The organism is Burkholderia sp. 9120, from assembly GCF_000745015.1.
Classification (GTDB): Bacteria; Pseudomonadota; Gammaproteobacteria; order Burkholderiales; family Burkholderiaceae; genus Paraburkholderia.
The window spans coordinates 1,880,636-1,899,330 of record NZ_JQNA01000002.1; the positions used below are offsets into that span (position 1 = coordinate 1,880,636).

At 58.5% G+C, this 18,695-nt stretch carries 13 protein-coding genes and 1 pseudogene; 4 read left to right on the top strand and 10 right to left on the bottom strand.

From position 1 onward, the window contains the following. Positions 1-101: 101 nt before the first annotated feature. From FA94_RS16625 to FA94_RS38035, 5 genes and pseudogenes are all read right to left on the bottom strand, one after another. Positions 102-728, bottom strand: coding sequence for a histidine phosphatase family protein (locus FA94_RS16625; RefSeq protein ID WP_035553098.1), 627 nt, complete (start codon positions 726-728; stop codon positions 102-104). Further along, on the bottom strand, positions 725-1,330 hold the full coding sequence (locus FA94_RS16630; RefSeq protein ID WP_502690847.1) for a class I fructose-bisphosphate aldolase: 606 nt from the start codon (positions 1,328-1,330) through the stop codon (positions 725-727). Before FA94_RS16630 ends, FA94_RS16625 begins: the two co-directional genes overlap by 4 nt. After that, on the bottom strand, positions 1,284-1,580 hold the full coding sequence (locus tag FA94_RS39985; RefSeq protein ID WP_502690838.1) for a class I fructose-bisphosphate aldolase: 297 nt from the start codon (positions 1,578-1,580) through the stop codon (positions 1,284-1,286). Before FA94_RS39985 ends, FA94_RS16630 begins: the two co-directional genes overlap by 47 nt. 215 nt (positions 1,581-1,795) lie before the next feature. Beyond that, the gene (locus tag FA94_RS16635; RefSeq protein WP_035553101.1) at positions 1,796-2,014 is read right to left on the bottom strand and encodes a hypothetical protein; all 219 of its coding nucleotides are present in this window, start codon (positions 2,012-2,014) and stop codon (positions 1,796-1,798) included. Positions 2,015-2,209: 195 nt separating this feature from the next. Further along, positions 2,210-2,323: pseudogene (locus tag FA94_RS38035) on the bottom strand (ornithine carbamoyltransferase); the annotation flags it as partial. Between the two features lie 409 nt (positions 2,324-2,732). On the opposite strand from FA94_RS38035, the gene speC reads away from it, so the two are divergent. From speC to FA94_RS16650, 3 genes are all read left to right on the top strand, one after another. Beyond that, entirely contained in the window at positions 2,733-5,099 is a 2,367-nt protein-coding gene (speC, locus tag FA94_RS16640) for an ornithine decarboxylase (protein WP_035553103.1), read from the top strand. Between the two features lie 114 nt (positions 5,100-5,213). Further along, on the top strand, positions 5,214-7,511 hold the full coding sequence (locus tag FA94_RS16645; RefSeq protein WP_035553105.1) for an Orn/Lys/Arg family decarboxylase: 2,298 nt from the start codon (positions 5,214-5,216) through the stop codon (positions 7,509-7,511). Between the two features lie 46 nt (positions 7,512-7,557). Beyond that, positions 7,558-9,039, top strand: coding sequence for an amino acid permease (locus tag FA94_RS16650; protein ID WP_035553108.1), 1,482 nt, complete (start codon positions 7,558-7,560; stop codon positions 9,037-9,039). A 682-nt stretch (positions 9,040-9,721) separates the two neighbouring features. Here FA94_RS16650 and ftsH read toward each other — a convergent pair. From ftsH to FA94_RS16675, 5 genes are all read right to left on the bottom strand, one after another. Continuing rightward, positions 9,722-11,452, bottom strand: a complete 1,731-nt coding sequence (gene ftsH, locus FA94_RS16655; RefSeq protein ID WP_286166008.1) for an ATP-dependent zinc metalloprotease FtsH — start codon at positions 11,450-11,452, stop codon at positions 9,722-9,724. Between the two features lie 494 nt (positions 11,453-11,946). After that, positions 11,947-12,831 carry a PRC-barrel domain-containing protein gene (locus FA94_RS37325; RefSeq protein WP_051980618.1) on the bottom strand — a complete coding sequence of 295 codons (885 nt, stop codon included), beginning with the start codon at positions 12,829-12,831 and terminating at the stop codon, positions 11,947-11,949. A 412-nt stretch (positions 12,832-13,243) separates the two neighbouring features. After that, entirely contained in the window at positions 13,244-14,251 is a 1,008-nt protein-coding gene (locus tag FA94_RS16665) for a PRC-barrel domain-containing protein (RefSeq protein ID WP_063771784.1), read from the bottom strand. A gap of 117 nt (positions 14,252-14,368) precedes the next feature. After that, the gene (locus tag FA94_RS16670; protein WP_035553111.1) at positions 14,369-16,732 is read right to left on the bottom strand and encodes a phosphoketolase family protein; all 2,364 of its coding nucleotides are present in this window, start codon (positions 16,730-16,732) and stop codon (positions 14,369-14,371) included. 122 nt (positions 16,733-16,854) lie between these two features. After that, a complete protein-coding gene (locus tag FA94_RS16675) occupies positions 16,855-17,091 on the bottom strand; it encodes an SHOCT domain-containing protein (RefSeq protein WP_035553114.1) in 237 nt (78 codons plus the stop codon). Between the two features lie 673 nt (positions 17,092-17,764). On the opposite strand from FA94_RS16675, the gene FA94_RS37330 reads away from it, so the two are divergent. After that, positions 17,765-18,694, top strand: a complete 930-nt coding sequence (locus tag FA94_RS37330; RefSeq protein WP_081935966.1) for a PRC-barrel domain-containing protein — start codon at positions 17,765-17,767, stop codon at positions 18,692-18,694. Position 18,695 lies beyond the last annotated feature (1 nt).

Consider the following 18,695-nt stretch of genomic DNA (forward strand, 5'->3'; position numbering starts at 1 on the left):
GCTCGAATCACAGACTTCGTGATCGCCTGAAACCAAAGGGCACTCGCTGCAGTTGCCGTAGCTTCGAAAACGTACGCGGCGCGAGTGATCCTGGTCGCAAATCACACGATCGAGGTATGCTCCTGAGGGTCGAACCAGAATCGCGACGACGTGGCATTCCACAGTTCGATGACGCGAATATCGGGATGGCTGGGCTCATGACCGAGAATGCTTACCGACGCCGGATGCAACGGGAAATGCTGCCCATCCATCAATGGGAGCCCGATCCATCGGGCTGCGATGACTGCGCCAAACTGGCCATGCGTAAAGAGCGCGATGTTGCCGTGCATCGAGCACAGACGTGTGATCAGCCTGTCGGCGCGCGCAGAGACTTCTGTGGGCGCTTCACCGCCTGGAACTCCGTCCCGCCAAACATTCCAGTCTGGGCGCATCTTCCTGATGTCGGAGGACCGCCGGCCTTCGTAGTCGCCATAGTCCCACTCCGCCAGATCAGCTTCAATCTCGCTCACCTGCCCGAGGCCGGCCAGCTCGCAAGTCTGCCGGGCACGCAGTCGCGGACTGACGAAAACACGTCCGAACCGGATCTTCCTCAGAAGCGGCGCGAGTTCACGCGCCCCGTTCTCGCCGTCTGCAGTCAAGGGGAGATCAGTGCGTCCGGTGTGCTGCCCGCTGATAGACCAGGCGGTCTCGCCATGCCGAACTAGATACGCCTGCAGTAATTGGCTCATGGCGCCTCCGTCACTGCGCTATATTCGCCGCGGAGCGCGGCGTGATTGCACCGCGCACAATGCAACAATGCTTCCTGGGCCGCGCCCCAATTCGCCACCGCGGCTGGCACAGTTCGCTGCAGGCATAGAACTGAGGCATCTGCCACTTCGTCCAATGTCTCCTGTATCGCACAGGCTAACCCGGGAAGAACCATATTTGGCTTCAGTCTCATCCCCTCCAGCATCACGCCTTGCGAGTTGAGTTCGTTGAACACGTTGCGCAGCTCTGTGACCTCGCCGCATCGATACAGGGAATGAGAGCCGTCCATCAGCACCTTGGGTTCCACGACGGGTACCAGGCCAGCTTCCTGGCAAAGAGCAGAATAGCGAGCCAGCGCGTGGGCGTTGGCATCCATGTACCCCCGGCTCGGAACGCCTTCGGCTACGGTTATAACTGCCCGCCACTTGGCAAACCGGGCGCCCATCTCGGCATATTCACGTAGGCACTCGCGCAATCCATCGAGGCCTTCTGTGATTCTTTCCCCGGGATGCCCCGCCATGTCCTTCGCACCTAGGTCAACCTTGATACCGGGAATGATGCCCGCATCGATTGCGACGTCCAGGAGGGGGGGTGCCGTGAGTCTTGCGCTGACGTACGGTCTCGTCGTACAGAATCACGCTGCTCACGCACGTTGCAAGACCCGGTGTGGTCAGAAGCAACTCACGATATGCGCGCCGCACCCCTTCGGTCTGCGGGATCCCCAATCCGAAAAATCGCCTGTTGCAGGTTGACGTGCTTTCATCCATCGCAAGCAGGCCCTTGTGGCCGGCGACCAAAGCATTTGCGGTGTCCACGACTTCTTGTGCCTTCATCTGATCCTGCTCCACATCGATTACCGGACGTCCGGGACCTCGCGGCAAACCGTACGCCGGCAGATGCACATCCCAAAGCCCAGCACACAAGCATGACGGTCATGCGCGATCTGGTGCCGGCTCGATCCAATAGCGACTAACTGAGAAAAGTCCTAGTCGACCGGCCTGATAACGGACTCGGGTTGTTCCAGGCCAGCGGAGCCCTCACACGCATATTAATGAGGAATCTCGAGGCAACGGTCGATGTCGGAATGATAGCTGCGTGCGACGTGTGAGCGACAGGCTCGGAAACTACTCGGCACCTCCTCCATCGTCATCAAATTAGCGGAGGCGCGGTGGCCCGCAAACCGGTTGCCCAGCTCCAGTCCGATCATGCCCTCAGTTTCCGCATCCAGCAGGTCGAGAGGAAAGCGCTCAGCTTCAGGCGCGGCCATGCCTTACGACGCGAGCAGCCCAACTTGTGGCCGATTACCGTGGACAATCACGAGATTGCCTCCGGTCGCTGCCTTCGACAGTTGTGTGGTGGCAGGCAGAATGTGTTGTTGTATCGCGCGTAGGCGCTCACTCGGTCACCACGTCTGAGCAAGACATTCCCCCAGGGGCCACAACGATGAGCATCGTCATCTCCTCTATCCGGCAAGCGTCGCGACAAGAATCGCCTTGATCGTATGCAGCCGGTTTTCGGCCTGCTCGAATACGATCGACGCGCCGGACTCGAACACTTCGTTCGTTACCTCGACCCCACCCGCGAAGTCCTACTGATCCGCGATCGAGAAGGTGCGACCGAAGCGTAGGCCGGATCGACAGGTGTCTAACCGACGGCCATTCGTGTTACTCCAAATCATAGGATCGCGCACGCGGAAGCAACAGGTTCGGAAATTACTCAGATGTGTCGAAATCCATCTCTTCCGGCGACGCCGGAATGGACCTGATGAGAAAAGCGATGCGCGCGTTCGAGGATCTATCAAGCCGACACGCCGGACAGAGTCGAGCCGGGCTCTCCATTCGTCCGCTACCGGACAGACGAGAAACGACTGACCGGATTAAAGGTGCAACAGATCGGCCAATTAAGTCGTCGCGAACGCTTCGCCATTCCATCCTGTCTACAGCCGCGCTTTGGCAGACCAATCCAATTTCCCGGAGATCTCCGATATGGCAGTCCCCTACAACCAGCTATTCCATGTTCTGCTGTACAGCCCGGTCTTCGCGACAGCGCCCCAAAGCAACGAGGCCCGTCTGATGCAGGGGCTCCTCGACGCCTTGTCCGGCTATGACTTCCGCACTGACGTCTGCCCCACCGTCAGCGGCGCGAAGGTAGCCGCTGAAAGCGATATGGCAATCGGCTGCTTCCTGCTCGCCATCGACGGTCCCAACGAGCTTGAGGTACAGGATCTGGTCAACACTATCCGGCAGGATCGCGGACTGGACACGCCGATTTACCTTGTCAGTGAATTGAACGGCGTCGAATCGCTGTCGCTCGCGCCGCTCGGCGAGGTGACGGGCTACATCTATCTCGACAATGAAACGCCCGGCTTCACGGCGAAGCAGGTGATTTTCGCGCTTGAGCGCTATGCGGCGAGCCTTAAACCGCCATTCTTCGGCACCCTGATGGACTACGACTACGAAGGCAACCAGATGTGGACTTGCCCCGGCCACCAGGGCGGCACGTTCTACCGCCGCAGCCCTGCCGGGCGACTGTTTGTCGAGCATCTGGGCGATGCAGTCTTCCGTAACGATATTGATAACTCCGTGCCCGAGCTCGGCGATCTGCTCACCCACGTGGGGGCGGCACTGGCCGCCGAGAAAGAGGCCGCAAAGGTCTTCGGCGCCGAGCGCACCTATTTCATCCTCAACGGCACCTCGACATCAAACAAGGTCGTCACGGCCGCCTTACTCAAGCGCGGTGATCTCGTCCTGTTCGACCGCAACAATCACAAGTCCAACCACCATGGCGCACTCCTCCTTGCCGGTGCGATTCCCATCTATGTAGAGACCGACCGGAATCCGCAGGGGTTGATTGGCCCGATCGACTACGAGGCCCTGGACGAAACCAGGTTGCGCGAGCAGATTCGCACGCACCCGCTCATCACGGACAAGGAAGCGTGGCTGCGCGAGCGGCCATTCCGGCTCGCAATCATCGAGCAGTGCAGCTATGACGGGACGATCTACAACGCCACGAGCCTCATCGAACGTATAGGCCACCTGTGCGACTACGTCCATTTCGACGAGGCGTGGGCGGGTTTCATGAAGTTCCACCCGCTGTTCGCGGGGCACTTTGCCATGGGCATCGAACATCTCGACGCAAGGAGCCCTGGAATCGTTGCGTGCCAGTCAACCCACAAACAGCTCGCCGGATTTTCGCAGGCCTCGCAGATTCACATCAAGGATCAACACATCAAGGGGCAGTCACGACGCACGGAGCACCGGCGCTTTAACGAGATGTTCATGCTGCATTGTTCGACCTCACCGTTCTATCCGTTGTTTGCGAGTCTCGATGTCGACGCCCACATGCACAAGGGACGAAATGGACTGGTGCTTTGGGGCGACGCGATACGGATCGGCATCGAGACCCGCAAGAAGCTGCGTGTACTCAAGTCAAGGTTCATAGACGCGTCAACGGATGAACGTACTGCATGGTTCTTCGATCCGTTCGTGCCCGATGTCGTGACCCTTGTGGGTTCGAATGTGAGCCCCGATCTCGAGAGCGTACCGTGGGAGGAGATCCCAACCGATGTGCTGGCGCGCGAGCAGGCCTGCTGGGCACTCGCGCCCGGGGCTCGCTGGCACGGTTTCCGCCATGCCGCGCCCAACTGGGCGATCACCGATCCCAACAAGCTGACACTGATCACCCCCGGATTCGATCGGCAGACCGGCAAGTACAGCAAGTTCGGCATACCCGCCACGCTGCTCGCCGCGTACCTTCGGGAGCACAACATCGTGGCGGAGAAGTGCGATCTCACCAGCATCCTGTTCCTGCTGACACCGGCGGTCGAACCTGGCAAGAGCGCTTCCCTGATCTCTCATCTGGTCGGGTTCAAGGCGCTATACGACAGGGACGCTCCGCTTGAGGAGGTTTTGCCGACGACGCTTGCGCGTTATCCGGAACGCTATGGCGGCTACTCCCTCCAGCGGCTATGCGATGAGATGCACCAGTTCTATCGCGAACACAACGTCACTGAACTGCAGCGCCTGTGTTTTCGCAGCGAGCACTTCCCGGAACAGGCGATGTCGGTACAGCAGGCCACCGAGGCGTTCGTGGGAAATCGGGTCGACTATCTGCCGCTCGCTCAGTGTAAAGGCCGGATCGCGGCTGTGCTGGCGCTGATCTACCCGCCAGGCATCGGCATTGTCGTGCCCGGCGAGCGCTTTGACGAGCGCTCGCAGCCAATGCTCGACTACTTCCTCGTCTTCGAGGAGGCGTTCAACCGCTTTCCCGGATTTGAGTTTGAAGTGCAGGGTGTCTACGCCGACGATGTCGACGGGAAGATCGTGCTCCACACCTACGTCGTCAAGGAATAAGCATGCGCCCCCAACGCACACACGACCCGCGATCTTCCGACGTCTCGTCCACAGCTCAGGAAACACCTGGAGGCTGACATTCGCGGCACGTCGGTCAACGCAAAAGGAGCGTTCATGCATGATGTCCCTGGAATCCTGTTCGACCGCCGCGTGCTGGTGGTTCATAACGGAATGGATGAGGTAAGCGCCGCCGGCCGCGCGACCGCCGCGTTGGTGCAGGATCTGCGAGAGCGCGGCATCGGTGTCATCGACGCCGTGTCGCAGCGCGAAGCCGAGGCGCAGATTGCCACCCATGCGCTGCTGCAGGCGGTGCTTGTCGACTGGGAACTGGTGGGCGCGCCCGAGCATGAGAGTGCGCGCAGTGTTATCGCCGCCGTGCGCGGGCGCGCCGCGCTACTACCGGTGTTCCTGCTTGCTTCCAGCGGCTCGCTTGCGCAGGTGCCTGCCGGTATCCTCGAGCAGGTCAACGACTATATCTGGCTGTTCGAGGATACCCCCGACTTCGTCGGCGGGCGCGTGGCTGCCGCGATCGATCGCTATCGGGCAACGTTGTTGCCACCAATGTTCAAGGCACTGGCTGCCTTTGCCGGCACCTACGAGTACTCATGGCACACGCCTGGGCACAGCGGCGGCACGGCTTTCCTGAAACATCCGGCCGGTCGCGCGTTCTTTGAGTTTTTCGGCGAAGAACTGTTCCGTTCCGACCTGTCGATTTCGGTCGCCGAACTGGGTTCGCTCCTCGACCACTCAGGTCCAATCGGCGAAGCCGAGCGTAATGCTGCACGCATATTCGGTGCGGATCGCACCTATTTCGTCACCAACGGCTCGTCCACTTCGAACCGGGTGATCCTGATGGCCAGCGTAACACGCGATCAGATCGCACTGTGCGACCGCAATTGCCACAAGTCGGTCGAGCACGCGATGACACTGTCCGGCGCAATTCCGACCTACCTGATGCCGTCGCGCAACTACCTTGGCCTGATCGGACCGATTCCCTCACAGCGACTCAGCCCGGCGGCCGTCCACGAAGGCATTGCAGCCAATGCCCTCGTCACGAAGAACATCGATGGCAAGCCAATCCACGCGGTGGTCACGAACTCCACCTACGATGGCCTTTGCTACGACGTGGAGCGTGTCGTAGCGCTGCTCGGAGAATCCGTGGACCGGCTGCATTTCGACGAAGCCTGGTATGGCTATGCGCGCTTCAATCCCCTCTACGCCAGGCGCTTCGCGATGCATGGCAGTCCTGATGCGTCGTCTGGTTCCCGTCCAACGCTTTTTGCGACCCAGTCGACCCACAAGCTGCTGGCGGCGCTGTCGCAGGCATCCTACATTCACGTGCGCAACGGACGTCGTCCGATCGACCACGAGCGCTTCAATCTCGCGTTCATGATGCATGCGTCGACCTCGCCGCAATACGCGATCATCGCCTCGAATGACATTGCCGCAGCGATGATGGATGGCCCCTCGGGTGAAGCGCTGACCGGCGAGTCAATCCGCGAGGCCGTGGCGTTCCGGCAGACCCTGGCCCGGCTTCACGCCGAATTCCAGGCCCGGGGCAGCTGGTTCTTCAATGCCTGGCAACCGGACACGGTTACTGACGCCGAGTCCGGGAAGACGACACCGTTCCACGACGCCGATCCGGAAAGGCTCGCACGAAACCCTGACGCATGGGTTTTGCATCCAGGTGAATCGTGGCATGGGTTTGCCGATCTCGAGGACGGGTACTGCATGCTGGACCCGATCAAGGTTTCGGTCGTTACGCCCGGCATGGAACGTGATGGCACGTTGGCGGCGGAAGGAATTCCGGCCTCGTTGCTCGCCGCCTACCTTGATGCGCAGGGCATCGTCGTGGAGAAGACCACAGACTTTACCAGCCTGTTCCTGTTCTCGATGGGTATCACACGAGGGAAGTGGGGCACGCTCATCAACGCCCTGCTTGGATTTCATCGAGACATGCTCGCGAACACCCCGCTTATCCGGGCCATCCCGTCTCTCGTGACGTCCCACCCCAATCACTACAGCACCCTCGGACTCGCGGACCTCGCAACCACACTGTTCGCAGCGGTGAAAAACTGCCGGACCACCGAGCTTCTGTACGCGAGCTTCGGCACGTTGCCCGCACCGGTCCTGTCCCCGGTGCAGGCTTACGAGCGTGTCGTTAATGGCGATGTCGAATCGCTGACGCTCGACCAGATGGCGGGCCGCACCGTCGCGACCGGTGTGGTCCCGTATCCGCCGGGAATCCCACTGATGATGCCCGGCGAAAACGCCGGCGACGCACAGGGTCCGTTGCTCGGCTATCTCAAGGCGCTCGAGGCGTTCGACGCCGAAATGCCAGGCTTTACCCACGACACACATGGCGTCGAGGTCGAAGCCGGGCGATACCGGATTTTATGCGTGAAGCAGTGAGGGCCGCTACGGTCTTCCACTCCCGCTCGGCTCGAAAGGAACAATCATGACTGACTCGCAAGCGACTTCGAAGGACAACAAGAAGCTAGGACTGATCGCAATGACGATGCTGGTCGTCAGTGCCATGGTCGGCGGCGGCGTATTCAACCTGCCGCAAAACATGGCGCAGTTCGCCTCGCTGGGGGCCGTTCTCATCGCGTGGCTCGTGTCGGGACTCGGCATCTTCTTTCTGGCCCGAACCCTCCAGGTGCTGGCAGACATCAAGCCGGAACTGACTTCGGGGATCTACATGTACTCGCGTACCGGCTTCGGCAAGTACGCGGGGTTCCAGATCGCCTGGGGGTACTGGCTGTCGTCGGCCTTCGGCAACGTTGGCTTCGGCGTGCTGCTGATGGACACGCTTAATGCATTCTTCCCGCCATATTTCAAGGGTGGCAATACATGGCAGGCGGTCATCGTGGCCTCGGTCCTCTTCTGGATCATGAACTGGCTGGTGCTGCGCGGCATCAAGGGCGCAGCGGCACTCAACATCATCGGCACGGTTGCCAAGTTCATCCCAATCGCATTTTTCATTCTGATCGTCGCGTTCTCGATGAAGGCCGGACTGTTTGGCAGCGACTTCTGGGGCCATGTGAGCGCAGCGCCGCCCGCAGGCAAGCCTCTTGGCAGCCTCCTCGCCCAGGTGAAAAGCACAATGCTGGTCACGCTGTGGGTCTTCATCGGGATCGAAGGTGCGGTGGTGATGTCTGACCGGTCCGACGCGAAGACCGTCAGCCGTGCAACGCTGCTGGGCTTCCTTTCCGTCACCGCAATCTACGTTCTCGTCTCGGTCCTGCCGTTCGGCGTTATGTCGCAGGCAAAACTCGCCGCAATTTCACCGCCTGCGATGGCAGCAATCCTTGGCTCGCTGCTCGGCAAGTGGGCCGAATACTTCGTCAACGCAGGCGTCATCATTTCGGTTCTATCCTGCTGGCTCGTGTGGACCATCCTCGTCGCGGAGTTGCCGTGGGCCGGAGCCAGGGATGGATCCTATCCAAAGGTGTTCGCCACGACCAACAAAAACGATGCGGCGTCGGTCTCCCTATGGGTATCCAGTGCGGTGATGCAGGCGATGATGCTCCTCGTCTACTTCTCGAACAACGCCTGGAACGTCATGCTCTCGATCACCGGCGTCATGATTCTGCCCGCGTACATCGGATCAACTGGATATCTGTGGAAGTTGATGGCAACGGGACAGTACCCTCCGACGGCGAAGATCGGTAAGCCGATGGCGCTGGTCTCCAGTGTCCTGGGCACAATCTACGGCCTGTGGCTAGTGTATGCCGCCGGCTTGCAGTACATGCTTGTCGGTGCGGTGTTCTTCGCGCTGGGCAACCTGGTGTTCATCTGGGCCCGCAAGGAACACGCGCCGCACGAGTTTCCGTTTAACAGGATCGAGCTGATCGTGGCCGTAGGAATCGTGGCATTGGGGGTCCTCGCGCTGTGGATGCTTTTCACTGATCATCTAACGCAGGTCTATAAACCCTGACGTGCCTCCTAACAAGGCCCCATGCCCAGGCCAAAACGCAGAGTTAATCTCTAGCGTGAGTATTTTGCCCGGAAAGGTCGTCACAAACGCTATCGCATCGGTCTAAACAGATTTCATTGGGGTGATTTGATGAAGCCACTTAAAGGACACAAAAAGCTCGGCTGGGCGCATTGCTGGACCAGCAGGAAGCAGCGGCGCGTTCTACGCTGGATCGCGCAGGAGGCCAACGCAACGGCGAGCCGCGTGACGAACCCGCAATTCCGGACAGCGGTGATGCTGACCGAGCCTACGCCGAGCAGATAATTGATAGAGACCTCGCTCTGGCGGAACATTCAGCCCATGAACTGGAGAGCGTCGCGAAAGCACGGGGCCGCCTCGGCGCGAACACCTACGGTGTCTGTGTCGGATGTTGCGCGGATATTGCCTTCGAGCGACTGATTGTATGTCCGACCGCAACACGGTGCGAGCGCTGGCAGACCCTGTACGAGCACACACATCAAGGGCTCTCACATCCGTCCATGTAAGGCAGCAATCCGCACTCCATATGGCACTGTACGACCGGATTTAACGGTCGGACCATGACCCCCTTCGCGCGTGGTGAGAATCTGGGATGACTGCGATGGCTAGAAGGTATTGCCTTTTGGGCAACAATTACGCCCCGGCGTATCCGTCGCATGCTGTGTCAGCATTGTTCCACCGAGCTCGAGAATATTTCAACGCCAATCTCTCGATGCTCCGGCAACCTGGCCGTCAGCAGCACCCCGATCTCCTCACCAGAGAGCGACTCCCGCTCAAGCAACGCGTGGGCGAACAGTCTGAGCTGATCGATATGGTCGTTCAGGATCAGGCGCGCCCTTGCCCGCCCTCCTTCGGTGACACGCCGAACCTCCATGTCGATAGCCAGGGCGGTAGCTGGAGACACGTCGGCGGCAGCACCTGAAAACGTCTCCTGCCGACTTTCACAATACACTGGCCCAAGTGTTTCGCTGAACCCGAACTCGGTCACCATGCGCCGCGCCAGCAGCGTCGCCTGGCGGATGTCATCACTGGCGCCAGTGGTGACCTCGTCTGCGCCGTAAATCAGTTCTTCGGCGACGCGCCCACCGAACATCATTGCGATCTTCGACTCGAGCTCCCTCCTGGAGAAGGAGTGCCGATCCCGCTCCGGCAACGACATGGTGACGCCTAGAGCACGCCCCCGTGGCACGATGCTGACCTTATGGAGCGGATCATGTCCCGGCGAGTGGAACGCGACCAGTGCATGCCCCGCTTCGTGATAGGCCGTCATTTCCCGCTCTTCTTTGGTGAGTGTCAGCGAGCGCCGCTCCGCGCCCATCAGAACCCTATCTCTGGCGTGCTCGAAGTCGGTTCCCGTTACGTGTGGGCGATCGCAGCGAGCGGCCAGCAGCGCAGCTTCGTTGACAAGATGGGCGAGATCAGCACCCGAGAATCCAGGCGTGCCGCGCGCGAGGGTCAAGGCAGTGACATCAGGCCCGAGGGGTACCTTGCGCATATGTACCTTGAGAATTTTCTCGCGCCCCAGCACGTCCGGGTATGAAACCGTCACCTGACGATCGAACCGACCGGGCCGGAGCAGCGCCGGGTCCAGCACATCCGGCCGATTGGTCGCAGCGATCACGATGACGTCTTCGTTGGCTTCGAACCCGTCCATCTCGACCAGAAGTTGGTTCACTGTCTGCTCGCGCTCGTCGTTACCCGTGCCCACGCCCCGGTGGCGGCCAACGGCATCAATCTCGTCGATGAAAATGATGCAGGGTGCGTTCTTCTTGCCCTCGCTGAACATATCGCGTACCCGCGCCGCGCCTACGCCGACGTACATCTCGACGAAATCCGATCCGGAGATGGTAAAGAACGGCACACCCGCTTCACCAGCGACAGCGCGCGCCAACAGCGTCTTGCCGGTGCCCGGTGGCCCGACCAGCAGCACGCCCTTGGGCACCCTTCCGCCAAGTCGCTGGTATTTCGCCGGGTTCTTGAGGTATTGAACGATCTCTGACAGTTCCTCCTCTGCTTCTTCGATTCCGGCAACATCGGCGAACGTGATACGGTGCGAAGTCTGAGTCAACAAACGCGCCCGGGAATGACCAAAGGAAGTATTAACACCGCCACCGCGCGTCGCCCCTCGCCGCATCAACAGAATCGTGCCCGCGATAACCAGGCCCAAAGATAGCAAAGTCATTAGAAGACCGTTCGATATCCAGCCGTCGTCATCTGATGCGATAGTTACGCGTACGTGGTGACTGACGAGACTCGCAATCACGCCGGCGTCACCAGGAACGATTACACGAAATCTGGTGCCATCCTTGAGTGCTCCGTAGGCGACGTGACCCGCGACGGTCACGTCGGCCACCTCGGCCCGGTCTATGTGAGACAGGAAATCCGAATAGACCATTACGATCGCCGACCCCCCTTGTACCCTTGGCGCAGGGACTCCAGCATCTTGTGCCGTGCCCATGGCCGTCGTTGCCTCTGATGCGACGTCTTTCGAATCCGATTGCGCGTAGGCGGAGCCGTCTAGTATCGATACCGCAGCGATCATCCCAATTGCGAGTGCGCTGCCCAGGCTGCATTTTCGCATCAGTCTCACTCCCTCTACATGCGCTCGGAAACCATCAAGAATGGCGAAAAGCCGCGATGACAGCAAAGCAGTTTAATAAGTTGGTTCACCCACCTCGTGGGTGTCGTACGACTTGTTATGAGGCAGAGGCATCACATTTTCCGATGAAGGCTTCGCTCACTGCAGGAAAAAATACGCTGTGAATCGCCCAACTGGCGACGCCAACGCCGTGATATCCGAATCAGCGGCTCCGTTGCATTACGCGGCTTAAAGGAAATAAGGCGCCTGTATGGTGAATCGGCGCACGATCGGAGCGACGGTATGATCGGCTATTGCCCCGTTTTCGACAGGGTTGCGTTCCAGTAAGCGTCCACCTTTTGACTCTCCTGATCGAAATGTCCAGCAATCTTGAACTGGTCATTTTTTACCTGAGGTGCGGCATCCATGGCGCTCCTGGTGGTGTCCAGTACGAGCAGACTCACGTTCGGCGTCGCCTTGAAGTCCTCCCACGGAACCGGAACATATTTTTCGTCGATTCCAAACACACCACCACGGCCGATTACCAGATACGCGATCTTGCCCGTCTGAGGGCTCATCACAAGATCATCAATGCTGCCAAGAGGTTCGTTCCGCGGATTGCGCACCTCCGTTCCGAGCAACTCATCTGAGCGGAATGCGATATTCTGGCCTGCGACCGGCTTTGCGGCGGCGAGCTGCCGCTGTTGCCATTCCGGTGGGTCTGCCAGTGCCGCTCTCCCACTGTGCTGATCAATCACATAGCTTTTGTATAACTCGCGGGTGGTGCCAAGCAGCTTTTCACATGACTGCTCCTGACCATGTCGGGCAAGTATGGTGGCAGAGGCCATGAGAACGCGGACGTTGTATCCCGGCCGGGCGTTCCGGTAGGCGTTAGCAGCCGACTGCGGCTTGTCGCCCCCTGTGTGCCCGTACCACCCGTACCCCAAACCGCCGGCCGGATAGCCATAGGCGTATTGAGACCCGCCCACCCAGTAGCCGTCTTTCGCCATCTGATTGCTGAAGGCGCTTAGATCCCGCAGGCATTGACCCGCAGGCTTTGCGAATGCAACATCCATCCCATCGGGGGGCGCGGCGCTTGTCGGGTCGAGCGTCAGAGGCTGAGCGGCAAGCACCTGGCCTGCCAGCCCGAGGCAGACGGACGCAGACACGGAACTTAACAGAATCAAGCGTTTCATTTGTTCCGTCTCCTTGTTGCCGCATTGATCGCCTGACGGGCTAGAGTGCCGGCGCACAGCCGATGATTCGATCATAGTTGCTGTGGGATCAGGTCGAAAGAATCGGAAACTACTCAGACCTGAGCGCATCGCGGACAGACTGGATCCGAAGCTCGCGGAAGTCTCAAGCAGCGGCCGCCGCATGTCTCGACACCAGACGACCGACGCCCGATATTGACGACGCTCGTCCCATTTTCCGAGTCTCTCGTGCCGTCGGAAATGGCGCGCGGAGGTGGTGTGCCGGATTCCGTCGACTTGAGCCGACTCGCCGACGGCGAAGTGACGCCTTTGGCATAACGACGCGCGGCGGTATTTGTCGTCAACCACCCGGACTTGCGGCATTCCGACCCGCCTATTCCGCCGTCAGAAACTGTCAAGTTACCCGGGCATATCCCAATATAAGAGAACACAGCAATTGCGCGATTGTGGCATCGAGCATCGCCGGCCCATCGTGATTTTCTGCAAACATCGGAACGGCCGCATTGAGGGTAAAGCGGGACACATCCCTGTTTCCCTCTTTCAGAATAACGCTGCCATCCAGCTTAAGTATCGCGGTGAACTCGCGCGACCCGACCTTCTGCGAGATCTGCATACCGGTGTTGTCCTCCGACCAATACCCATCCTTGCCATAGTGTTGATGAAGCATCACTTCATGCGCGCGGTCCGGCGGAATGGATTCGTCTCGTGGAGGGCTATTTTTGATTTCTGCACGGGTGAGTGTTGTAGAAACGGCGGATCCAATCCAATCGACGAGTTCAATCCATTTCGTCGCTAACAGCACTTCCTTGCCACCAGGCCACCAACTCCGGGTATCGACAGTCAGGTAGCGGATAACCCACACTGCATCGTCGAAGATGAAGCCCGAGACGTGACCGATGTTGCCGTCGACAGCCTCAATGTGATACCCCGTCACTGCTTTCGTGCTGCGTAGATGAACGTCGGCGGGTGGATCATAGCCTTCCCAATCGAGTCGCGCGCGTGCTTCCGCTGCAACGGCAGTTTCAGAGTCTCTGACGCCGAAGTCCGGACGCCCGTCCGCCCCCCACAGAGATGCCCCCGCCCAATATCTCGGATACCCGTAGTAGTTCAGATATTGACTTTCGTGCTGCCGTGACACAGGGATGTTCGTGTCGATATCCGGACTGTCCTTGATCTGCTGACGGGTGAGATCAACGTGCACGACGCCCGAACCTGGTTCCCAGTGCTTGATCGAATACGGCGAAATCAGTACCTTTCGTTCATTGATCCAGCTTCCCGTCCCGACCACGAGATAACGTACACCCCACGCCTCGTCGTCGAAATATGCCTGCTCGACTGTTCCGATATCGCCATCAAGCGCAGCAACCGTACATCCATAGATACTCTCAATACTTCTCAACATTTTCGGTGCTCCTTATTGGGAGGGCGAATGACCGTTTGGGGGGGGTGAAAATATCCTCTGAATACCGCAGGTTAATCCGGGGACATGATCCAGATCGAACAGCGGAAGATCACCATTTCATCCTTGCCATTTCCAGTTGCATATCTCCGGCATGTCCAGTCCGTGTCTATCGATGTAATGCTTATGCTCGATAAGCTTGTCTTGCATCTGCTGTTTCAGGTACGCACCTTTCGACCCCAGACCAGACACGCGATCGATCACATCCTGCACCAGATGAAATCGGTCCAGGTCATTCTGCACGCGCATGTCGAAGGCCGTCGTGATGGTGCCCTCCTCCTTGTATCCGCGGACGTGCAGGTTGCGGTTGGTCCTGCGATATGTCAGCCGGTGCACCAGCCAGGGGTACCCATGAAAGCCAAATATGATGTGCCTGTCTTTCGTAAACAGCGAGTCGTAGTCCTGATCGCTCAAACCGTGCGGGTGCTCAGTACAAGACTGAAGCTTCATCAGATCGACCACGTTGACAACGCGAATCTTGAGCTCGGGCAGATGCTCACGAAGTATGGAAACGGCGGCGAGAATTTCCAGCGTAGGTGTGTCGCCGCAGCAGGCCATTACAACATCTGGCTCGACGTCCTGATCGTTGCTCGCCCATTGCCAGATGCCCACGCCTTCCGTGCAATGCACGACGGCCGCCTCCATCGTGAGCCATTGAGGCAGCGCATGTTTGCCGGCCACCACCACATTGACATAGTTGCGACTGCGCAGACAGTGATCGACCACAGACAACAGGCAGTTCGCGTCAGGCGGCAGATAAACGCGAACGATGTCAGCCTTCTTGTTGATTACATGATCGATAAACCCGGGGTCCTGGTGCGTGAAACCATTGTGGTCCTGCTGCCAGACATGCGAGGCGAGTAGATAGTTTAGCGAGGCGATCGGGCGACGCCATGGCAGTTCCCGGGTGACTTTCAACCATTTAGCGTGCTGGCTGAACATCGAGTCGATAATACGGATGAACGCTTCATAGCTGTTGAATAGTCCATGTCTTCCGGTTAGCAGGTAGCCTTCCAGCCATCCTTCGCATTGATGCTCGCTGAGCATCGAGTCCAGCACGCCACCGGAAGGCGCGAGAAATTCGTCACTGCTCAGCTGACGCGCGTCCCACTGTCGTTTGGTTACCTCAAAGACAGAGCCAAGCAGGTTCGACAGTGTTTCATCGGGCCCCACCACGCGGAAGTTGCGTTGGTCCTCATTCAGACTTGCCACGTCACGCAGAAATTTTCCGAGCACTAGCGTATCTTGTGCGTTGACGGCACCGGGCGCAGGAATGCCGACGGCATGCACACGAAAATCCGGCATTCTTAAGTCACGTAATAGCAGGCCACCGTTGGCATGCGGGTTTGAACCCATTCGCCGGTCCCCTTTCGGCGCGAGTTCAGCCACTTCTGGTATGAGTCGGCCACCTTCGTCGAACAGTTCCTCGGGCTTATAGCTTTTCATCCAGCTTTCGAGCAACTCGACATGACCAGGATGCTCCGAATCCACCAGTAGCGGAACCTGGTGCGACCGGAAAGTGCCTTCGATCTGCAATCCGTCAATGACCTTGGGTCCGGTCCACCCCTTCGGGGACCTGAGAACGATCATCGGCCAGCTCGGACGTGCGACGTCGTTCGTTTCCCGCGCATGCCTCTGGATTGCCTCAATGTTACTGACGACCTTTTCCAGGGTCGTGGCCATGAGCTCGTGCATCTTCTCCGGCTCGTCTCCCTCAACGAAGTAAGGCGTCCATCCACAGCCACGAAAGAACTGGTCCAGTTCCTCATGTCCAATGCGAGCTAGCACGGTCGGATTGCTTATCTTGTAGCCATTGAGGTGCAAGATCGGCAGAACCACACCGTCGGTGATCGGATCGAGCAGTTTGTTGGATTGCCACGCCGTCGCTAGCGGTCCCGTCTCCGCCTCGCCGTCGCCGACTATACAAGCGGCAATCAGCCCGGGATTGTCGAACACGGCTCCAAATGCATGGCTTAACGAATAGCCAAGTTCGCCACCTTCGTGAATCGATCCTGGGGTCGTCGGCGCGACATGACTGGAAATGCCGCCGGGCCATGAAAATTGTGTGAACAGCTTCTTGAGGCCAGCCTCGTCCTGGGTGATCTCTGGATAAACTTCACTCCACGTTCCTTCAAGGTAGACATTGCCGACGAGTGCCGCACCTCCGTGCCCAGGCCCCGCGACGTAGAACATGTTCAGATCGTATTTCTTGATGATGCGATTCAGATGCACATAGATAAAGTTCTGGCCCGGAACGGTCCCCCAATGGCCAACCACCAGCGGCTTGACGTGCGACAGGTTGAGCGGTTCCCGAAGCAATGGATTGTCATAAAGATAGATCTGACCGACCGACAGATAATTGGCAGCGCGCCAGTAACAATCCAAGCCTCTGATCTGTTCAGGCGTCAACGTCTGTGCTTTCATGATTGCGGCTTCCGGTGTTGGTAGCGAGCGGCGATCGATCTCCGCCCTTGAAACTTTCAGCCCGAACCACGAAGCGTTGCAGCGGACGTTTTGGTCACGGCGAGCTCACGGTTTCTACTGCCTTATATCTTGGCCATCTCTGACTTCATTGCGTTGTATTCGGCCAGCTCTATGTCTCCGCGGGCGTACCTCTCATTGAGAATATCGAGGGCCTGCTTACGTGGCTGCTGCCCATAGTTTCTGTGAGCGCGATAGGTATAGCCCCAATTCCCGAAGCTTGAAAAAATCAGCATGAACACGGCGAACCACAAAAACCATCCCCAGCCAAAATACCAGTCGTTCCAGTAATAATGTGACATTTGTATCTCCTTCGTATTCAGCAAACTGCAAGGCAACGGTGTGAAGGGGAGTTCCCTGGTCACCGGGGCACAACATATGAGAAACTTCAATCGGCTCTGCTGCGCGAGGACTTTCCGCTCTCGTGCAAATGGCTGGCAGATCGACAGATCAAACCATGGTGGCAGAAACATCCACACTTGAATGATCCGCTTTTCCAAGGGCGAGTTCTGTCCACTACCGGACAGTCCGTGATGAAGGGAAACCCATAGCGACGAATTTCCTTCGGGAGAAGACAGGGTAGACGGACCTGGCGGAGAAACCGCTGTGATGCAGTATTCGACTCATGACAGGCACTTTCGCCCAGGCGCGAAAATCACTGGCAAGGCATCCAATCTGACGTAACTTCATAGCATTAATCGGCGATGCCACCTTCATGCAATGAGTCTGTGTACCGGGCTGCCGGATGTCACTGCACACTAACGTACAGACCAAACGCGCCTTACGTGAGACAGTATCCTCGTCCCGTTGGTTTGCCTCGACGCTATAAAAAGCGAACGTTTCGACAGACCGCCGCCTGCGATCCGAAAGACGACATACCGCCGGTCGGGTGTGTCTCCGCCTTGGTTCGGTTGACGCGATTCATGGAGGCGCTCCTTACGATACTTTTCTAACCGAAGCAAGGAGGTTTGCACCATGAACAGCATAAAAGAATCGGCACTCGCTCGCCGCCCGACACTGGCTATGTCAGTGACAGCTTGCGCGTGCGTGGTCTTCTCTGGTTCGCTACTCGCCGCACAGCTGTCAGATGCCAGCGCCGCACCAATCCAGAAAAGCGCAAGCACCTCGAGGCCGGACATGAAGCCGGCGCAAAAATGTTTGAACGATCTGCGCGCTTTCGACAGCCAGATGAGAAAGAACGGTTATTGGCTACGCGGGGGCGGTTACGGCTTCGGCTATGGCGATGGGTCACCGATGTACGGCTACGGCACCGGCGAACCGGACACGTTGCCACCAAGCCGCGGCAGCACTCCAAACGGTCTTCCGCCCGACGGTTCCTACCGGTCAGCTCGCCCCGCTTACGAAGTACGAACGCTGATGACATCGGCCAACATACTCGCCCGACGTGGCGAGCAACAGGATTGCGAGTCGTTACTGACGGCGAGCCGCGCGATCTACAAAGGTTACTCGGCAGATATGGGCCACGCTGATCGTTCGGCGGGTGGCACGCCGGATTGGAGGATTCGCCAGATCGCAAGTGCCCAACCCGTCGCAGGTGATGGCAACTCTTTCCGGTCCGCCGAATTGATTGGCACCAGCGTGGTCAACCTGCAGAGTGAGGATCTTGGAAGCATCAACGACATTGTCCTGAGTCCGCAGACAGGCAAGATTGCGTATCTTGTAGTAGGTCGAGGCGGTATGTTTGGAATTGACGAAAAAAATGTTCCCGTGCCATGGGCTGATTTCAAGGCAACCGAGGGGGTCACCATGCTGGTGCTCGATACGACCAAAGGCAAGATGGACGCGGCTCCCGAGGTCAAGAAAAACGTATTCGCAGCGCACGGGAATTTCCAGCAGCAGAGTCAGAAAATAGATAAATATTGGAGCGCCCAGTTATCCAATTGAA

Coding starts and splice junctions, on each gene's coding strand:
- FA94_RS16625 (WP_035553098.1), bottom strand. CDS start 728: ATGAGCCAATTACTGCAGGCGTATCTAGTTCGGCATGGCGAGACCGCC.
- FA94_RS39985 (WP_502690838.1), bottom strand. CDS start 1,580: ATGAAGGCACAAGAAGTCGTGGACACCGCAAATGCTTTGGTCGCCGGC.
- FA94_RS16635 (WP_035553101.1), bottom strand. CDS start 2,014: ATGGCCGCGCCTGAAGCTGAGCGCTTTCCTCTCGACCTGCTGGATGCG.
- speC (WP_035553103.1), top strand. CDS start 2,733: ATGGCAGTCCCCTACAACCAGCTATTCCATGTTCTGCTGTACAGCCCG.
- FA94_RS16645 (WP_035553105.1), top strand. CDS start 5,214: ATGCATGATGTCCCTGGAATCCTGTTCGACCGCCGCGTGCTGGTGGTT.
- FA94_RS16650 (WP_035553108.1), top strand. CDS start 7,558: ATGACTGACTCGCAAGCGACTTCGAAGGACAACAAGAAGCTAGGACTG.
- ftsH (WP_286166008.1), bottom strand. CDS start 11,452: ATGGTCTATTCGGATTTCCTGTCTCACATAGACCGGGCCGAGGTGGCC.
- FA94_RS37325 (WP_051980618.1), bottom strand. CDS start 12,831: ATGAAACGCTTGATTCTGTTAAGTTCCGTGTCTGCGTCCGTCTGCCTC.
- FA94_RS16665 (WP_063771784.1), bottom strand. CDS start 14,251: ATGTTGAGAAGTATTGAGAGTATCTATGGATGTACGGTTGCTGCGCTT.
- FA94_RS16670 (WP_035553111.1), bottom strand. CDS start 16,732: ATGAAAGCACAGACGTTGACGCCTGAACAGATCAGAGGCTTGGATTGT.
- FA94_RS16675 (WP_035553114.1), bottom strand. CDS start 17,091: ATGTCACATTATTACTGGAACGACTGGTATTTTGGCTGGGGATGGTTT.
- FA94_RS37330 (WP_081935966.1), top strand. CDS start 17,765: ATGAACAGCATAAAAGAATCGGCACTCGCTCGCCGCCCGACACTGGCT.